The following is a 15160-nucleotide window of genomic DNA, read 5'->3' as shown; positions in this document are numbered from 1 at the left end:
ATCTCTAACTAAAAGTCAATAATTAATGATTAATTATCAAACAAGTCTAAATCCGTTACTGCACCGAGACTGCTAGAAGATACCAACTTGGCATATTTTGCCAATACACCTTTAGTGTAACGTGGTGCAGGTGGTTGCCAATTGGCACGACGACGCGCTAATTCTGACTCAGATATGTTTAACTGCAAGAGGCGTGCAGGTGCATCAATGGTAATACTATCGCCTTCTTGTACAAGAGCGATCGCACCCCCAACTGCTGCTTCTGGAGCAACATGACCCACTACCATACCATAAGTACCACCAGAAAACCGCCCGTCGGTAATTAATCCCACTGCATCACCTAAACCAGCACCGATAATTGCTGAGGTAGGAGCCAGCATTTCCCGCATACCGGGGCCACCCTTAGGCCCTTCATAGCGGATGACGAGAATATCACCCGGTTGAATTTTACCCGCCAAAATCGCATCTAAAGAGGCTTCTTCCGATTCAAACACCCGTGCAGGGCCGGTAATTACAGGCTTTTTCACCCCGGTAATTTTAGCGACAGCCCCTTCTGTTGCCAAATTGCCTCTAAGAATAGCTAAGTGTCCTTGGGGATACATCGGGTTATTCCAAGTCCGAATCACATCTTGGTTGGCGCGTGGTTCTGCTGGTATATCTGCCAAGACTTCTGCAATTGTTTGACCACTGATAGTGAGGCAGTCAGTGTGTAGCAAATCATGCATAAGTAACATTTTCATCACCTGGGGAATACCACCAGCTTTATGTAAATCAGTTGCTACATACTTGCCACTGGGTTTTAAATCGCACAAAACGGGGACACGAGCGCGGATAGTTTCAAAGTCATCCAGGGTTAACTCTACATTCGCGGCGCGAGCGATCGCAAGAAAATGCAATACAGCATTAGTCGAACCACCTACCGCCATAATTACAGAAATCGCATTCTCTATAGATTGGCGAGTAATAATTTGGCGGGGTAAGATTTGCTTGCGAATGGCTTCGACTAAAACAAATGCCGATTTTTCAGTACTATCAGCTTTTTCAGCATCTTCCGCTGCCATTGTTGAAGAATAAGGTAAGCTCATTCCCAGCGCCTCAAACGCTGAAGACATAGTGTTAGCTGTGAACATTCCACCGCAGGAACCAGCACCAGGACAAGCACGGCTTTCTACTTCTAATAATTCTTTCTCGTCAATTTTACCAGCGCTGTATTGACCCACAGCTTCAAAAGAACTGACAACAGTTAAATCGCGTCCGTTGTAGTGTCCGGGTTTAATAGTGCCACCATAAACAAAGATAGCGGGGATATTCATCCGTGCGATCGCCAGCATTGCCCCTGGCATATTCTTATCGCAACCGCCAATAGCCAATACACCATCCATACTTTGCCCTGTACAGGCGGTTTCAATGGAGTCAGCAATTACTTCCCGCGACACTAGGGAATATTTCATCCCTTCAGTTCCCATGGAAATACCGTCGCTGATGGTAATAGTGCCAAACACTTGCGGCATCGCCCCAGCATTTTTAACAGCAACTTCTGCCCTTTGTGCGAGTTGATTGATGCCCATATTGCAGGGGGTGATAGTGCTGTAGCCATTGGCAATACCCACAATGGCTTTATTGAAATCTTCATCTTTAAAACCAACTGCACGCAGCATTGCTCTATTAGGCGATCGCTGCACTCCTTGCGTCACAACTTGGCTTCTTAAATTCTCTGACATCTTTTTTCCTTCCCTGCCATCATCGCTTGTGTTGCGATTGTATTACCTGATTTTCTCAAAATACGACACATAATAGAGTATCAGTCAGTATTGCAAATTCTCTGTATTTCATATTTACAACGTGCATTTGTTGCTAATTCCAGGGTTAAACACAACCTGAATATTGAGCGTGCAGTTACTGGAGTATACTTTTGTGACATAGCTCTAACTACCTCCGATATCTATGTATGAGTATCATAGGCAGGTATTTTTTAGATGTCCAATATATATTTATGCAAAATTGAGACTTATAAAATATCAAAAATATGGAACTGCGACACCTGCGCTACTTTATCGCTGTAGCCGAGGAACTGCACTTCAGTAGAGCCGCAGAACGACTGCACATTGCTCAACCTCCCTTAAGCCAGCAAATTCAGCAGCTAGAAACGGAACTGGGAGTAGAACTTTTTCACCGCAAAACCAAACGACAGGTACAGCTAACGGAAGCTGGACAAGTGTTTTTGCAAGAGGCTTATCAACTTTTAGCTCAACTGGAAAAAGCAATTGAGTTGACTCAAAAGACAGGAAAGGGTGAGAGAGGACAACTGCAAGTGGGTTTCACTAGCTTAGTAACTTACGATTTGCTTCCTGTGATTTTGCGGCGGTTTCGAGAACAGTTTCCAGAGGTAAAGTTGGTATTGCAGGAATTAACGACAACTCAGCAGGAACAAGCGCTGTTCAATCGCCGTATCCATGTAGGTTTTGCCCATCCACCTTTGGAAGATAACACTCTTAATCAACAGTACATTCAGCAAGAAGCACTAATTGTAGCTTTGTTGGAAACTCATTTCTTAGCTAAACAAGAACGTATCTCAGTGCGATCGCTCTTGGACGAAAATTTTATTATGTTCCCCCGCCATTTGGGCCCTGGACTTTATGATCAAATTCTGAGTCTTTGCCAGCAAGGAAATTTCAGCCCAAAAGTGACTCAGGAAGCAATCCAAATGCAGACAATTATTGGGTTAGTATCAGCGGGAATGGGGATTGCCATCGTCCCGTCTTCTTTGCAAAATCTTCAAAGATCTGGTGTAGTTTATCGCGCTTTAGAAGAAAAAACACCATTAGTAGAAACGGCTGTAGTCTGGCGGGAAGAGGAGATGACACCTGTACTAGGCGAGTTTTTGCAAGTTGTCAGAAGTGTCTGTGATTAATTAATCAGTTAAAAAGGCGATATTTGCAAATCTGAGATCCTCTCGTAGCGATCGCTCTGAGTAGTTAACAAACCAAAATTTTGCTGAGTACACTTTTTTGACAACTTGCTTTGGGCCACATTATAAGCAAAGCGAATCAATAGCCATTGGCAATACCCACAATGGCTTTATTGAAATCTTCATCTTTAAAACCAACTGCACGCAGCATTGCTCTATTGCTCTATTAGGCGATCGCTGTAAGAAAAAGATTATATGGAAACTTTCCATAGAATAAATAGTTAGGCTGAAAATTATCGTTAGTTCTCAATCAATCAGGGAAATTATGTATCATCGAATGTAGAGAAATATATCTTTTGCTGAAATGAAAGACCTTTCAAAGAAAATAAATACGGTTAACTTTGAAGCTTCAGATCCTATCACTAAGGTTCTAGCGAAAGAAACTTCCATTTTCCCAAGATTTTATACAACTAATCTTAGGAAAATGTCCAAAATTGATCCTTCAGTGTGTCAGGAAGCATTTAATAAGGTTATTGGTGAATTAAAAAACGATCATAGCAAAAAGAAATTTATACGTAATGAAGAATTTAATCAGTCTTGGGATCAAATTCCAGGCGAAGTCCGAAACCTCATAATTGAGCTTCTAGAAAGATTTTGTGCTTCTGAGTACTCTGGCTTCATATTATATAAAGAGCTATCCCATCAACTTCAGGAGACAAACAGCATCCTTTCAGACGGATTTTCCTTGATGTCTAGAGACGAAGCCCGTCATGCTGGTTTTCTGAATCAGGCTTTCCTCGATTTTCATATCAAACCTTGTTTAGACTTCCTGAAAAAAGGAAGAAGAAAGTATACTTCCCTACCATTTTCGTGGTTTATTTATCCTACTTATTTATCTGAGAGAATTTCTAGTTGTTATTACATAACAGTTTTCGAGCATCTAGAAGCCTACCCTGAATACTCTATCTATCCTCTTTTTAAATTTTATAAGGCATGGAGTGAAGATGAGAATAGGCATGGAGACTTTTTCGGGGCAATCATAAAATCACAATCACAGCTTTCTGATGGTTTAAAGGCAAGATTATCATGCAAGTTCTTTTTGCTATTGACCTTCAGCATGATTTACTTAAATTATAAACATCATAGTGAATTCTATATGTTGCTTGGTTTAGATGCTCGCGAATACAGTATTCTCGTAATCAAGAAACTTAATCAAACTATTAAAAAGGATTTGCCGACAACTCTTGATGTTGAAAATCCGTATTTTTTTCAAAAACTGGATAATTGCATTTTACATATTGCAGAGAATGAAAGGATAAATGTATTAAGTCAGCCTAAATTATTTCACATAATTAGGAAAATTCCGCATTATTTTTCTCTTCTATTAATTTTTCTAAGTCTATTTTGCATGAAATCAAATAATACTACTGTAGAGAATGGTCTAGGATTAGAAGATGCGGATTAATAACCTACAGATTCTTGGGCACTGGTGTAGCCTCTGCCAAGCCTAACAAGCGCCCGCACTCGGAACGGAGATTTACACTGTTGTTGTGATGCAAACATTTTTCCCGTGCGGTGAGGCGCAGGCCGTTATGCGGCGCAGACGACAGCTAGCGTCATCGGCTGCTTTCGACCCACAGTTGACAATCAAAGATTAGGAGAAGCCATCGATGAGCATAACGTTTTATTACGTTCCCATGTCTACATCGAGTATCACCGAAGCCGTTCTTGCAGAGCTTGGCACGCCGTGTGAGCGCGTGAAGCTCGACATCAGCGCGGGCGATACTAGAAAGCCAGACTTCCTCAAGGTTAACCCGAACGGAAGGGTTCCCGTGATCGTGCATGAGGGGACGCCGATTTGGGAGTCATCCGCCATCACAATGTACCTCGGTGAGGTCTTCGGCGTAGAATCCAAGCTTTACCCAGAGCCGGGACTAAAGCGCGGCGAAGCGATGAAGTGGATCGCCTGGAGCAACGTCACGCTCGCCGAAGCAGCCGGACGATTGTCCGCGTCGTTGCCGACTAGCAGTGAAGGAGCAGTCCAGTCTAACTCGTTGGACTGGGTGTCCTCCGAACAGCGCAGCGCGAGCGCAGTGGAGAAGGCAAAAGCAGACCTTGCTACCTGTCTCAGAATTCTCGACAGCGGACTAGAGGGGAAATCGTTCTTGCTCGGCGACTACAGTCTTGTGGACACGCATCTGCAAGGCTTCGTCGGCTGGATCGGGACGATGGAGGTCGATTTGACACCGTTCCCCAACGTCACGGGATGGCTACAGCGCTGTAGCGAGCGTCCAGCGATCGCCAAGCTGATGGAGGCTGAGGTCGAGAACGAAACCTAGAGCATCGATTCAGTAATCGCAAAAACCTGATTTCTTTTCGGTAAAACGACCAATTATCGTTGACTTTAGAGACGTTGCATTGCAACGTCTCTACGAAATAATCGGTTTTTCTCGCCCCTATCTTGAATACTGAATCGGTGTTCTAGAACCGCCCAAATCTGACAATACAGCGCTTCCGGCTATTATGCAATACAATTTTCCTCTTACCCCTCTCCTATCATAGCTTTCAGCTATGAGGATGTACCTCATAGCCGCCGGAAATGCTGTAAGCACTTGTATCACTTAATGGAAGGGTTAAAGGTCAAAAGTCAAGAGTTATTTTCTTCCCCATCATGATTCTGCCCATGCAGCTTGGAAAAAGTCTCGCTCGCAAAACATAGCATAGCGATAAGTTGAATGGACTAAAGCTGTAACAGTAGCGTAATTGTCAACCAAACTTTCTAATTGTTGCGCCAGTGGTTGAAAATCTGCGCTACTATAAGTCCGAATCCAGTTTGCATATTGATGATTGGGGATGCCATCACTAGCTAAACTTTCACCCAAAAAGGCATACAGACGCATACAGGGAGACATGGCCGCAGCAGTTAAACCCACATCTCCACCCCAAGCAGTGGCTAACAAAAAGTCAGTGTAGCGGCGGGTAGCGGCTCCAGGCTCCACAGAGTGCAAATTGACTTCCCACTGTGAAGCATAGCTTTCATGTAGCCGCAGTTCTTCTAAGACTCCACCAGCTAGGTTATGAAAGGTGGTGAAACCTTGCCAATCTGGTGCTTTAGCTGCGGCTATGCTGTACGCACGGGCAAAGGCTTCCAAGAAAAAAGTATCTTGCCCTACGTAGTAAGCAAACTTCGAGTGTTCAAGTCTACCGTCACCAATGCCTTGAACAAAAGGATGCTTTAGACACGCTTGGGCTAAGTCTTGATTTGCTGTCCACAATTCGCTGGATAAACTCATGATTTAATGGTCATTAGTCATTTGTCATTTACAAAGATGTGTTGACACCCAACAATTAAATATGTATCTTCAAAGTATATACGTAAAACAAAATCGTTAAAAGTGTTTTACTCCAAAAATCTAAAGTTCAGGCGTGTAAATATCTAACAAAATATTTGGAGATAGCTATGACAGCATTTGTTGCTAAATGGGGAAACAGTTTAGCTATTCGGATTCCAAAAGCAATAGCTGAACAAGCACACATAACTGAAGGGACAGGTATAGATTTTAGTGTGGAAGGTAACAGTATTGTAATTAGGCCACAAAAAAGAAAAAAATATACGCTTGATGAGTTGCTTGAAGGTATGACTCCTGATAAATTTCATCCTGAATTGGAAACAGGAAATGCTGTGGGGAATGAAGATTGGTAGTTAATCCGTATTTTCCTGACAGAGGAAATATTATCAAATTAGCATTTGGTACTGCACAGCAGTTTACGGCTGATTCGATTCGGCGTGCATTTGCCCTTCAAGCATCAGGAATGTCATTTGATGATATTGCTAGGACATTAAGCAATGAATTACAACAACAAGGGCGTGAGCAATTTGGCTACCGCCCTGTTCTTGTTATATCTCCAATTAAATATAATCGAATGGCTTCTTTAGTTTTAGCGTGTCCCATAACTAGCCATCAAAAAGGGCTTAGTTTTGAAGTTCCACTTACTGAAGGAATGCAAACCAAAGGAGTTGTATTAGCCGACCAAATTAAAACACTAGATTGGAGAGCTAGAAAGGTAAAATTTGTTGAGAGTGTTGCACAAGATTTAATAGAAGAAGTACAGGCAAAGCTAGAAACATTGATTTTATAAAAAAATTTAGTTTAGCGATAAGCCGCAAGACTTCAAAGTAGCGGATCTCGGTTTTGTGCTGTCTCCATTCGGCGATCGCCAAATCTACCGAAAATTCAACTGGCTAAATGCCTCTTGGCTACTCCCCCATCCTCACTAAAAGGGGAGAAACTGGAGCAAAACTGAGCCAAGACTTCCCAAAAAGTCGAAAAAACTGGGTTTACCAGTACTTACCTTTTCTGTTGGGGGTGTTTGCAGTTCTTTGATAAAAGCCTGTGCAGTTTGCATTCCAGGCCCATTATTTTGGGTTGTAAACATTTTTTCAGCAATTTGAGCATCTTGAAATGCACCTTGTCTGTCCAAAGCTTGGTAGCGGGCGACACCACGAGCTAAATAAGCACCCGCATATTCAGGTTTAATAGCGATCGCTTGACTGAAATAACTAATTGCTTGCTGTTGGTTGCCTTTTTCTGCTTCTGCTACACCCCAAGCGTAGAATTCCTCTGGTGTGGCAATTTGTGATGGTATACCAACTGCGCCTTGGAAGTTAGCGCCATTCAGGTAAGTACCTTTAAATTCTGCATTCGCTAGATAAGTATTTCTCAAATCAGCACCCGCCAGATTTGCACCACTGAGTTGAGCCTCGCTCAAGTTAACACCAAATAAACCAGCACCGCTCAAGTTTGCACCCCTCAAATCAGCACCGCTCAAGTTTGCACGGCTGAGGTTAGCACCTGTGAGATTAGCGCCGCTCAAATTAGCTCCAGATAATTCAGCCAATACTAAACCTGCACTGGTTAAGTCACAGTTTTGACATTGTTTGGTTGCCAATAACTGCCTTACATGCTCAGAATTCGCTGCTTGAACGGTTGTTGTTAAGCTGATTGTGGCTATAAATGTGGCTGTGGCAAAAATGTGGTTCTTCATATTCGGTGTCACTATAATCTCTTAATATTCAACAATAGCTGAGACTAATTTATACTTCAGCTTATGATATGAGTAATATGAATATTTTGCCCTCTGTAGTTGCTCATATCAGTTCAAATAAGACTGTGATGGTATAATTTCCCCTCTTAGCTGGTTAGCTGGGAATAACAACTTTGTATATTACCGCTATCTAAAAAGACCAGTCCTTGGTTGATTACCGAGGACTTTTTTGCTTGGCAAAATGGCAGACCTCCAGATTAGAGGGTTGCTATGGTATTTAAGTGGATATATTCCATGCGAAAAGTACTGACTTGCATTACCCCTGGTTAGCTACCGGGGGTTTTTATTAAAGTATGAGGCGATCGCACAGTTGTTACAAACCTTTTAGGCGTTAATTTCTGTTTGCGTTATGGTTGTGCGATCGCTCAATTGGTTCAGGACTTACGCAAGTGTCATATTTTTTTCGTTGAGGTTGTCCAGAGTCAAAGGTCAAAAGTCCAAAAAACCTTGATTGTTGAACGCCACTTGCTTCTCCTGTCAAAGACGCTGCGCGAACAAGTCGGCAGAGCCGCAAGGGCGCAGTGGCTCCCCTTGACCCTTATACCAGAAGCCTTGTGTGCCAGTTGCGTAAGTCCTATGGTTAATACCAATTCAATTAATGATTGCAACAAATCCTCGGTAGAGACGTTGCATTGCAACGTCTTTACTCTTGTAGACAAAAATAGCAGAGGAGCAGAGAATTCACAATTCCAAGTTGTAAATTCTCTGCTCCTATCTCATTATTTAGCACGGGCTAAACGCCCCGCTATCGCTAACAGCACGCAGAACTCAATTAGGGAGCAAGGGCGTTACCCCGAATTAAACTACCAATAGTTTTGGCAGTAATTTTCATTTGAGTGATGGGATTAGCTGGGACAACAGTCTTATATAAATAACTATCGAATGTTAACCGCTGCACATCGAGATCACCACACATTTCTACAAATGCTTCGCGGGTGGCGTCAGAACGATAGAACACGCTTTGCAGGATGTCCAACACCTTGTAAGTGAGTCCGTATTTTTTATCCCAACGCTTCAGATAAATCTTGAGATCTCCTTCTGTGGGAATACGGTTGCCACTGTTAGACGCTTCTACAATGACCTCAGCACACATCCGCCCAGACTTAGCGGCAAAGTAAATACCTTCGCCAGAAGACTTGGTAACGTAGCCAGCAGCATCTCCGATTAAGGCTATGCGACCGACAACGCGACGAGGACGGGGATGTTCGGGAATGGGGTGCGCTTCTACTTTGATAATTTGTCCACCTGCTAGTTTCTCGGAAGCACGGGCCCGGATACCAGCTTGTAACTGTTTGATGCTGGCTTTATTAACGTGCATTGTGCCAGTACCTACAGCTACGTGGTCATATTTGGGGAAAACCCAAGCGTAGAAGTCAGTAGAAACGTCATCACCGACATACATTTCGGCGAGGTCGTTATAGTACGCCATTTTGTCTTGGGGTAAGCGAATTCGCTCTTGGAAAGCGATCGCATAATTGTAATCCCCAGCGTCCATTTCTTTGGCAATACGGGAATTTGCCCCATCTGCTCCAATGATTAAATCAACTTTCAGGGTTTTGGCAATGCCTTGTGCGCCGCCTTCTGTATGGTCAATGTAATGGATGGTATAGGGGTCAGTGTTGTTTGTGGGTATATCGAGTTTATGAACAGTGGCATTAATTAAACTTGCGCCTAGTTTGGCCGCGCGATTCCGCAGGAAGCCATCCAGCACCTCACGGCGGCACATTCCTATATATTCATCTTCTTTTACTAGATTGATATCAACCTCGCGATTCGAGGGCGAAATCATTTTCATCTTCCGGACTCGACGGTCAATAATTTCTGGTGGTAAGTCAAACTCACTCACCATACAGAGGGGAATTGCGCCCCCACAAGGCTTAGCATTGTCTAGCTTCCGCTCAAACAGGTAGGTTTCAATCCCTGATGCAGCCAGTGTTTCAGCGGCAGATGAACCAGCAGGGCCTGACCCAATAACAGCAACCCGTAGTGTCAAAGGTCTTTCTCCCAATCTTCACATTTACCGAAAGCATCGTATCACGCTCTTTTGGCTGATTTTGCGCTCAACCTTCAGGTTTCGACTGAAATGCAATATTCCTTAATATTTCGATACGAATAGAGATTGGGGATCAGTGATTGGGGACAGCGAAATACTGAACAGAGTCTTCAGCTTTGCCTTTGTCATCGGCGACACTAACACGAAAAATCATCTCCAAAGAAATGCGATAAACGTTTAACCACTTGACATCCACCCCAGCCATAAATGGCAAGGATTCTAAGAAGTTGCCTTCTTAGATTTTCTCTTTCCACGACTCAACTTACCCGGAGGAGTTTCCCCACCCGTGCAGAGGTCGATATCTCCAGAGACGATTAGTGATTTTTCCGACTTTCTCAAATGCCTAGGATTCTCAACAAGATTCCCGTCGCTATCGGTCAAAAAGTAGTTCAAACCAACATCATGGAATTTAGAGGCTTTCTCGGCACGGATAACTCGGTAATAAGCCTGTTCAATTCTCCATCTCTAAAGCTCTCTGGGCGAAAGTGCTACAATACTTGGGTTTTGCCAAAAAGATCATTGTTATCCATAACACACCATTGGTATTCACCTTGTTGCTATACGTCGGGACACTTTTTTATCTTAGTCAAAAACTATAAAATTTGATTTTTGTCATCTATCTTTAGTCTGATGAAATCAAATACTTCCATCAGGAGTTGTAGCTTTTGATCTAGTAAAGCTAAATGATATCTGTTGGTTATTTTCACGAAGATTAGTTCAATTCAAGCTAGTATGTGGTTAATGGATAGCAAGTAAATGTCTACAATTGTAAATAAACTTTTCAGATTGTGAATTAAACTTTCTCTGATATATTCAGACTCCAATAATAGCCTGATATCCCAAAAAATCGGCTAAATCTTGTCATTAAATAGCTCTTTGTGTGTTCTGGTTGATTCAGTATGCGAATACTGATAGTTCTGACGTGTTAATTATTAATAAACCGCATTCTCCAAGAGCAAAACCCGATTATGACTGATGAAGAACTGTTGCAAATTATCTCTCAAGCTGCACTAGATAAAGTGAAGATACTAAACATTTCTGGTAAAAGCTTAACAACATTGCCAGCAGAGATTGGTCAACTCACTAATCTGAGAAAGCTTTACCTGAGTAGAAATTGCTTAACCTCACTACCAACAGAAATTGGTCAGATGACAAATCTCCAAGAGCTTTACCTGAGCAGAAATCAACTCAGCGTATTACCATCAGAGATTGGTCAACTTACTAATCTGAACTTACTTGATCTCATATCCAATCAACTCAGGACATTGCCAGCAGAGATTGGTCAACTTACCAACCTCAAAGAGTTTTATCTTGTTTGTAACCAACTCAGGACATTACCGGCAGAGATTGGTCAACTTACCAACCTCAAAGAGTTTTATCTTGTTTGTAATCAACTCAGGACATTGCCAGCAGAGATTGGTCAACTTACCAACCTCAAAGAACTTTACCTTAACGAGAATCAACTAACGACATTACCCGCAGAAATTGGTCAACTTACCAACCTAAATGTGCTTTACTTGAGCGAGAATCAACTAACGACATTACCAGCAGAGATTGGTCAACTTACCAACCTCAAAGAACTTTACCTTAATGAGAATCAACTGACGACATTACCAGCAGAAATTGGTCAACTCCTCAACTTAAATTTCCTTTGCCTGCTCGACGAGCAACTGATGATATTAGCAGCCGAGATAGGACAACGCTCTAATTTGAATGTACAAATGAGCTTAACCTCCACTTCCATCACCTAACAATGTAGGATGTGGATTTAGCATTATTTAGATTTTGATTACCAGATTAAGTGAGATCAAAATGAATCAAAGGTGTGACCGAAATCGGAAACGTTCAAAGCGGCGGGCTATCTTGTGTCCAGTTCACGGATGTTGCCTGGATAGCGTCAGCCAAAAGTATAGATTGTATGCTGATACAGTTGGACAACTGCAACAAAGAGGAATTAACAGACGTAAGTCTTTGATTTTGCTCACAACTCAAACCGCGGTTCCTCTAGTTGGAGAATGGTTAGAAGCATTCTGGTGCGATCAGTGCCAACAAACCAAGTGGTATCACATCAAAAAAGCTCAACAGGGGGCATTTCATTCATCGCAAGCGCAGATATACGAAGTGTCACTAGCACCAACAGAAGTTTGGCAACAAGCAACTGGAGTGATTCATCCTCAAGGAAATCCTTCTGTTGGAGAATTTACTAAGAGACACGCTCGCATGAGTGATCATCCTAACATTAAGGATTTTCAATTTCAAATTTAAACGACGTGACCCAGATGAATAGTTGGTAAATTTCCCCGCTGTTGGAGTGTTTGGGGAATTATCTGTTGCGATCGCTGTTCTATTTGCCATTTGTAGGAGGCATTACCTGGATGGATGCAGTAGTCATAACGTGGCTTACGGACGCACTCTACCTGAGCAACTTCTGAGATTCGCAGACATGAATCCTATTCCCCAGCAATTCATTATTGGTGGGGATAGTTTGTTAATTGCTCAATGGAATTCCATGTATTTGTTTTTTGCTTAAGTAATAAAATCACCTAGATAACTGGCTGCTCAAAACCTAACTGCGGCACTTATATAGTTTGACAGCCAAAAATGAAATTAGGATGAAAAACTCCATCTACTAGTGGATGGAGTTTTTGGGCATGGGGAGCTAGGGGCCCCTCTGGGGATGAAGTTTCCCGTCGCTTTCAATGAAATCAAAGGTTGGTGCTAGTACTACAGAATTATTACCAACAATACGCGCTTGTCTAAGGAGTCAGAAGTCAGAATAACTATACATTCTTGCTCCTAGCTCCTGACTCCTAGCTCCTGATTTTACTCAACCACCGATGCGGAAGCTCCTTCAGTTGATGGAGGTATACCGGGTAACTCCAGACAATACCCCGCACCATATACGGTTTTAATGTAACGGGGATGGCGGGGATCTGGTTCTAGCTTGGTTCTCAAGTGGCGGATATGCACCCGAATTGTTTCAATGTCATCATCTGGATCGTAGCCCCAGACTTCTCTAAGGATTTCGCTAGGGGAAACTGTCTGACCATGGCGTTGAAGCAAGCAGTGAAGTAGCTCAAACTCCAAGTGAGTTAGTTTCACCGTCTCATCGAACCATATTGCCTCAAATCTTTCGGGAACGAGGGTTAGTGATCCATAGTTGAGAATCTCGCTGTGCTTCGCTGCTTGGGGAATGCGGTCAGTACGCCGCAATAGTGCGCGTACTCGCGCCAGCATTTCTTCAACTTCAAAGGGTTTGGTAAGGTAGTCATCTGCGCCAGCATTGAAGCCTTCTACCTTATCTTGAGTTTGGCTTAGAGCCGTCAACATTAACACGGGAATTTCAGAGGTGCGATCGTCCCGGCGTAGGCGTTGACAAACGGTAAATCCATCTACCCTTGGCAACATTAGATCGAGCATGATCAAGTCTGGTTGTAACTGGAGCGCCAGCGCCTGACCTTTGATGCCGTCCTCAGCTTGACTAACATCGTAGCCGGCCATTTCCAAGTTGACGGCAACGAGTTCTGAAATAGCTGGGTCATCGTCTATGACAAGAATCCTCGGCATTCTTAAAAAATTATTACTACTTATTAAGGATAAAGAAGAACCTTTGGTAGATACAAAGATTTCTGCACAGATTATAAAAAAGATTTTAAATCTAACATAAATCTTAAGATGAAAGAATTGTGAAATCAAGACTAAATTACAGGAAAATCTAGCTATGATGTGTCACTGTCCCTACAAACCGCCCAAGTTTTTGCAAAACGGTATGGCAATGACTGTTTACACGGCTTTGTGGGGAAGAAGATACTGGGACATTAATCAATATCCTGAGCCGTTATACCATAAAAAAATCTTTACAGGTGGGCAAGGTGTGCCAATTTTCGGTTGGGTTGCTATTCCTGAAAATGCTCATAGCACAATTGTGGGGACTTATGGCATTACAGGGGAGCTAGATACAGAATGGTTTTTGAAAGTTCTGGGACAAAAGGCATACGCTCTAGGATACGCTGTAGTGTTATTTGATTGGCGTGCTCACGGCAAAACTGCTGAATTATCCCCGACTTTGACTTCTGATGGGTTGTACGAGGGAGAAGATTTTGTCAGGATTGCGGCTACGGCTGCGGAAATGGGATGCCCGAAGAAATTTTGGTTCACGGGGTTTTCTTTAGGGGGGCAATTAGCGTTATGGGGGGTGAAAACTGCTGCACAATTGACTAAGGGCGGTGAATATTTAGGGCTAAAAGACAGCGATATTGCTGGTGGTGCGGTGATTTGTCCAAGTTTAGATTCTTTGCGATCGCTATCTTATTTAGTCAAAAGGCCCCTTGGCAAATATTTGGAAGCTGGGATTGCCCGGAATTTGAAAAAACTGGCATGGCGAATCCATGATGCTCATCCTGGAGCTATTGAGCCAGCGGCAATTGAAAGGGCGAATAGTATTTGGGATTTTGACAAGGAACTGGTAATTAGCCGACTAGGTTTTGCTTCTGTAGAAGCATATTACGAGGCTAGTAGTGCATTACAAATATTGCCACAGCTTTCTAAACCGACTTTGATTATATATGCTGCCGATGACCCACTTTTTCACCCAGGAATTATACCTGATTTGGAAGCTGCCTGTGCTGGCAATCCTGTAATAGATTTATTACTCACTCGTTACGGGGGTCATGTTGGCTATTTGAGTAGCAAAGAGTGTCAGCGCCAAGCAAATGATCCTGATCCTTGGTGGGCATGGAATCGAGTTTTTCAATGGTTGGAACAAAAATCATCTTCGGTAATGTAATTCACAGCAAGCGTCATTGCTGGGTCCTGTGATTCCAGTGTGCGTGCTTCGCGGGAACAGAGAAATTAGGAGTGTCAGATGAATGCGCGGGAGTGGGGAGAGATAGTAATTAATATTTAAAAACATTAATTACTATGTCGAAATATGACTCATATTCATTATCTTTCTTAAGAGAAATACCACAGTTAATGTTATTGTAAATAAGTATAGACAAAGCATAAAATGCTGGTTTTACAAGGAACCTAGACAATCCAGAATATGGGTTTCCATTCAAGAATATACATTTTTCTGTTGTCTGCGTGAATGG

15 protein-coding genes are annotated in these 15160 nt (G+C 42.7%); 9 read left to right on the top strand and 6 right to left on the bottom strand.

What is annotated here, in order from left to right; translation table 11 throughout:
- Nucleotides 1-29: 29 nt before the first annotated feature.
- A complete protein-coding gene (ilvD, locus tag IQ246_RS04190) occupies nt 30-1721 on the bottom strand; it encodes a dihydroxy-acid dehydratase (protein WP_194000413.1) in 1692 nt (563 codons plus the stop codon).
- A 305-nt stretch (nt 1722-2026) separates the two neighbouring features.
- On the opposite strand from ilvD, the gene IQ246_RS04185 reads away from it, so the two are divergent.
- The 3 genes from IQ246_RS04185 to IQ246_RS04175 all read left to right on the top strand — a co-directional run bounded on the left by IQ246_RS04185 (nt 2027) and on the right by IQ246_RS04175 (nt 5247).
- Complete coding sequence (locus tag IQ246_RS04185; protein WP_194000411.1) at nt 2027-2911, top strand: LysR family transcriptional regulator; 885 nt, start codon at nt 2027-2029, stop codon at nt 2909-2911.
- A gap of 361 nt (nt 2912-3272) precedes the next feature.
- Complete coding sequence (gene acsF, locus IQ246_RS04180) at nt 3273-4373, top strand: magnesium-protoporphyrin IX monomethyl ester (oxidative) cyclase (RefSeq protein ID WP_194000409.1); 1101 nt, start codon at nt 3273-3275, stop codon at nt 4371-4373.
- A 205-nt stretch (nt 4374-4578) separates the two neighbouring features.
- On the top strand, nt 4579-5247 hold the full coding sequence (locus tag IQ246_RS04175; RefSeq protein ID WP_194000408.1) for a glutathione S-transferase family protein: 669 nt from the start codon (nt 4579-4581) through the stop codon (nt 5245-5247).
- A gap of 330 nt (nt 5248-5577) precedes the next feature.
- Here the strand turns inward: IQ246_RS04175 and IQ246_RS04170 are convergent, their stop codons facing one another.
- Nucleotides 5578-6201, bottom strand: a complete 624-nt coding sequence (locus IQ246_RS04170; protein ID WP_194000406.1) for a TenA family protein — start codon at nt 6199-6201, stop codon at nt 5578-5580.
- A gap of 167 nt (nt 6202-6368) precedes the next feature.
- Between IQ246_RS04170 and IQ246_RS04165 the strand changes: the two genes are divergently transcribed.
- Nucleotides 6369-6611, top strand: a complete 243-nt coding sequence (locus IQ246_RS04165; protein WP_194000404.1) for an AbrB/MazE/SpoVT family DNA-binding domain-containing protein — start codon at nt 6369-6371, stop codon at nt 6609-6611.
- Complete coding sequence (locus IQ246_RS04160) at nt 6605-7048, top strand: type II toxin-antitoxin system PemK/MazF family toxin (protein ID WP_194000401.1); 444 nt, start codon at nt 6605-6607, stop codon at nt 7046-7048. The genes IQ246_RS04165 and IQ246_RS04160 overlap by 7 nt, the downstream gene beginning before the upstream one ends.
- 135 nt (nt 7049-7183) lie before the next feature.
- Here IQ246_RS04160 and IQ246_RS04155 read toward each other — a convergent pair whose 3' ends face one another.
- The 3 genes from IQ246_RS04155 to IQ246_RS04145 all read right to left on the bottom strand — a co-directional run bounded on the left by IQ246_RS04155 (nt 7184) and on the right by IQ246_RS04145 (nt 10281).
- Nucleotides 7184-7954, bottom strand: a complete 771-nt coding sequence (locus IQ246_RS04155) for a pentapeptide repeat-containing protein (RefSeq protein WP_194000399.1) — start codon at nt 7952-7954, stop codon at nt 7184-7186.
- Between the two features lie 832 nt (nt 7955-8786).
- On the bottom strand, nt 8787-10007 hold the full coding sequence (gene chlP / locus IQ246_RS04150) for a geranylgeranyl reductase (RefSeq protein WP_194000396.1): 1221 nt from the start codon (nt 10005-10007) through the stop codon (nt 8787-8789).
- 133 nt (nt 10008-10140) lie between these two features.
- Nucleotides 10141-10281, bottom strand: a complete 141-nt coding sequence (locus IQ246_RS04145; RefSeq protein ID WP_194000394.1) for a hypothetical protein — start codon at nt 10279-10281, stop codon at nt 10141-10143.
- A gap of 754 nt (nt 10282-11035) precedes the next feature.
- On the opposite strand from IQ246_RS04145, the gene IQ246_RS04140 reads away from it, so the two are divergent.
- From IQ246_RS04140 to IQ246_RS04130, 3 genes are all read left to right on the top strand, one after another.
- Nucleotides 11036-11818, top strand: coding sequence for a leucine-rich repeat domain-containing protein (locus IQ246_RS04140; RefSeq protein WP_194000392.1), 783 nt, complete (start codon nt 11036-11038; stop codon nt 11816-11818).
- A gap of 61 nt (nt 11819-11879) precedes the next feature.
- A complete protein-coding gene (locus tag IQ246_RS04135; RefSeq protein ID WP_194000390.1) occupies nt 11880-12332 on the top strand; it encodes a hypothetical protein in 453 nt (150 codons plus the stop codon).
- A gap of 22 nt (nt 12333-12354) precedes the next feature.
- Nucleotides 12355-12597: a hypothetical protein gene (locus IQ246_RS04130; protein ID WP_194000388.1), complete on the top strand. Its 243-nt coding sequence runs from the start codon at nt 12355-12357 to the stop codon at nt 12595-12597.
- A gap of 293 nt (nt 12598-12890) precedes the next feature.
- On the opposite strand, the gene IQ246_RS04125 is transcribed toward IQ246_RS04130, so the two are convergent.
- Nucleotides 12891-13634 (bottom strand): response regulator transcription factor, encoded by a 744-nt coding sequence (locus tag IQ246_RS04125; RefSeq protein ID WP_194000386.1) that lies wholly within the window; start codon nt 13632-13634, stop codon nt 12891-12893.
- Between the two features lie 154 nt (nt 13635-13788).
- Between IQ246_RS04125 and IQ246_RS04120 the strand changes: the two genes are divergently transcribed.
- Entirely contained in the window at nt 13789-14853 is a 1065-nt protein-coding gene (locus IQ246_RS04120) for a YheT family hydrolase (RefSeq protein ID WP_194000384.1), read from the top strand.
- Nucleotides 14854-15160 lie beyond the last annotated feature (307 nt).

Origin of the sequence: aff. Roholtiella sp. LEGE 12411 (assembly GCF_015206995.1) — a bacterium.
GTDB lineage: Bacteria > Cyanobacteriota > Cyanobacteriia > Cyanobacteriales > Nostocaceae > Komarekiella.
The sequence above is the reverse complement of the archived record's forward strand: the minus strand, read 5'-3'. Positions and strand labels throughout refer to the sequence as shown.

What these genes read in the sequence shown, in the direction of transcription:
- ilvD (WP_194000413.1), bottom strand. Translation starts at nt 1,721, where the DNA reads ATGTCAGAGAATTTAAGAAGCCAAGTTGTGACGCAAGGAGTGCAGCGA.
- IQ246_RS04185 (WP_194000411.1), top strand. Translation starts at nt 2,027, where the DNA reads ATGGAACTGCGACACCTGCGCTACTTTATCGCTGTAGCCGAGGAACTG.
- acsF (WP_194000409.1), top strand. Translation starts at nt 3,273, where the DNA reads ATGAAAGACCTTTCAAAGAAAATAAATACGGTTAACTTTGAAGCTTCA.
- IQ246_RS04175 (WP_194000408.1), top strand. Translation starts at nt 4,579, where the DNA reads ATGAGCATAACGTTTTATTACGTTCCCATGTCTACATCGAGTATCACC.
- IQ246_RS04170 (WP_194000406.1), bottom strand. Translation starts at nt 6,201, where the DNA reads ATGAGTTTATCCAGCGAATTGTGGACAGCAAATCAAGACTTAGCCCAA.
- IQ246_RS04165 (WP_194000404.1), top strand. Translation starts at nt 6,369, where the DNA reads ATGACAGCATTTGTTGCTAAATGGGGAAACAGTTTAGCTATTCGGATT.
- IQ246_RS04155 (WP_194000399.1), bottom strand. Translation starts at nt 7,954, where the DNA reads ATGAAGAACCACATTTTTGCCACAGCCACATTTATAGCCACAATCAGC.
- IQ246_RS04140 (WP_194000392.1), top strand. Translation starts at nt 11,036, where the DNA reads ATGACTGATGAAGAACTGTTGCAAATTATCTCTCAAGCTGCACTAGAT.
- IQ246_RS04135 (WP_194000390.1), top strand. Translation starts at nt 11,880, where the DNA reads ATGAATCAAAGGTGTGACCGAAATCGGAAACGTTCAAAGCGGCGGGCT.
- IQ246_RS04125 (WP_194000386.1), bottom strand. Translation starts at nt 13,634, where the DNA reads ATGCCGAGGATTCTTGTCATAGACGATGACCCAGCTATTTCAGAACTC.
- IQ246_RS04120 (WP_194000384.1), top strand. Translation starts at nt 13,789, where the DNA reads ATGATGTGTCACTGTCCCTACAAACCGCCCAAGTTTTTGCAAAACGGT.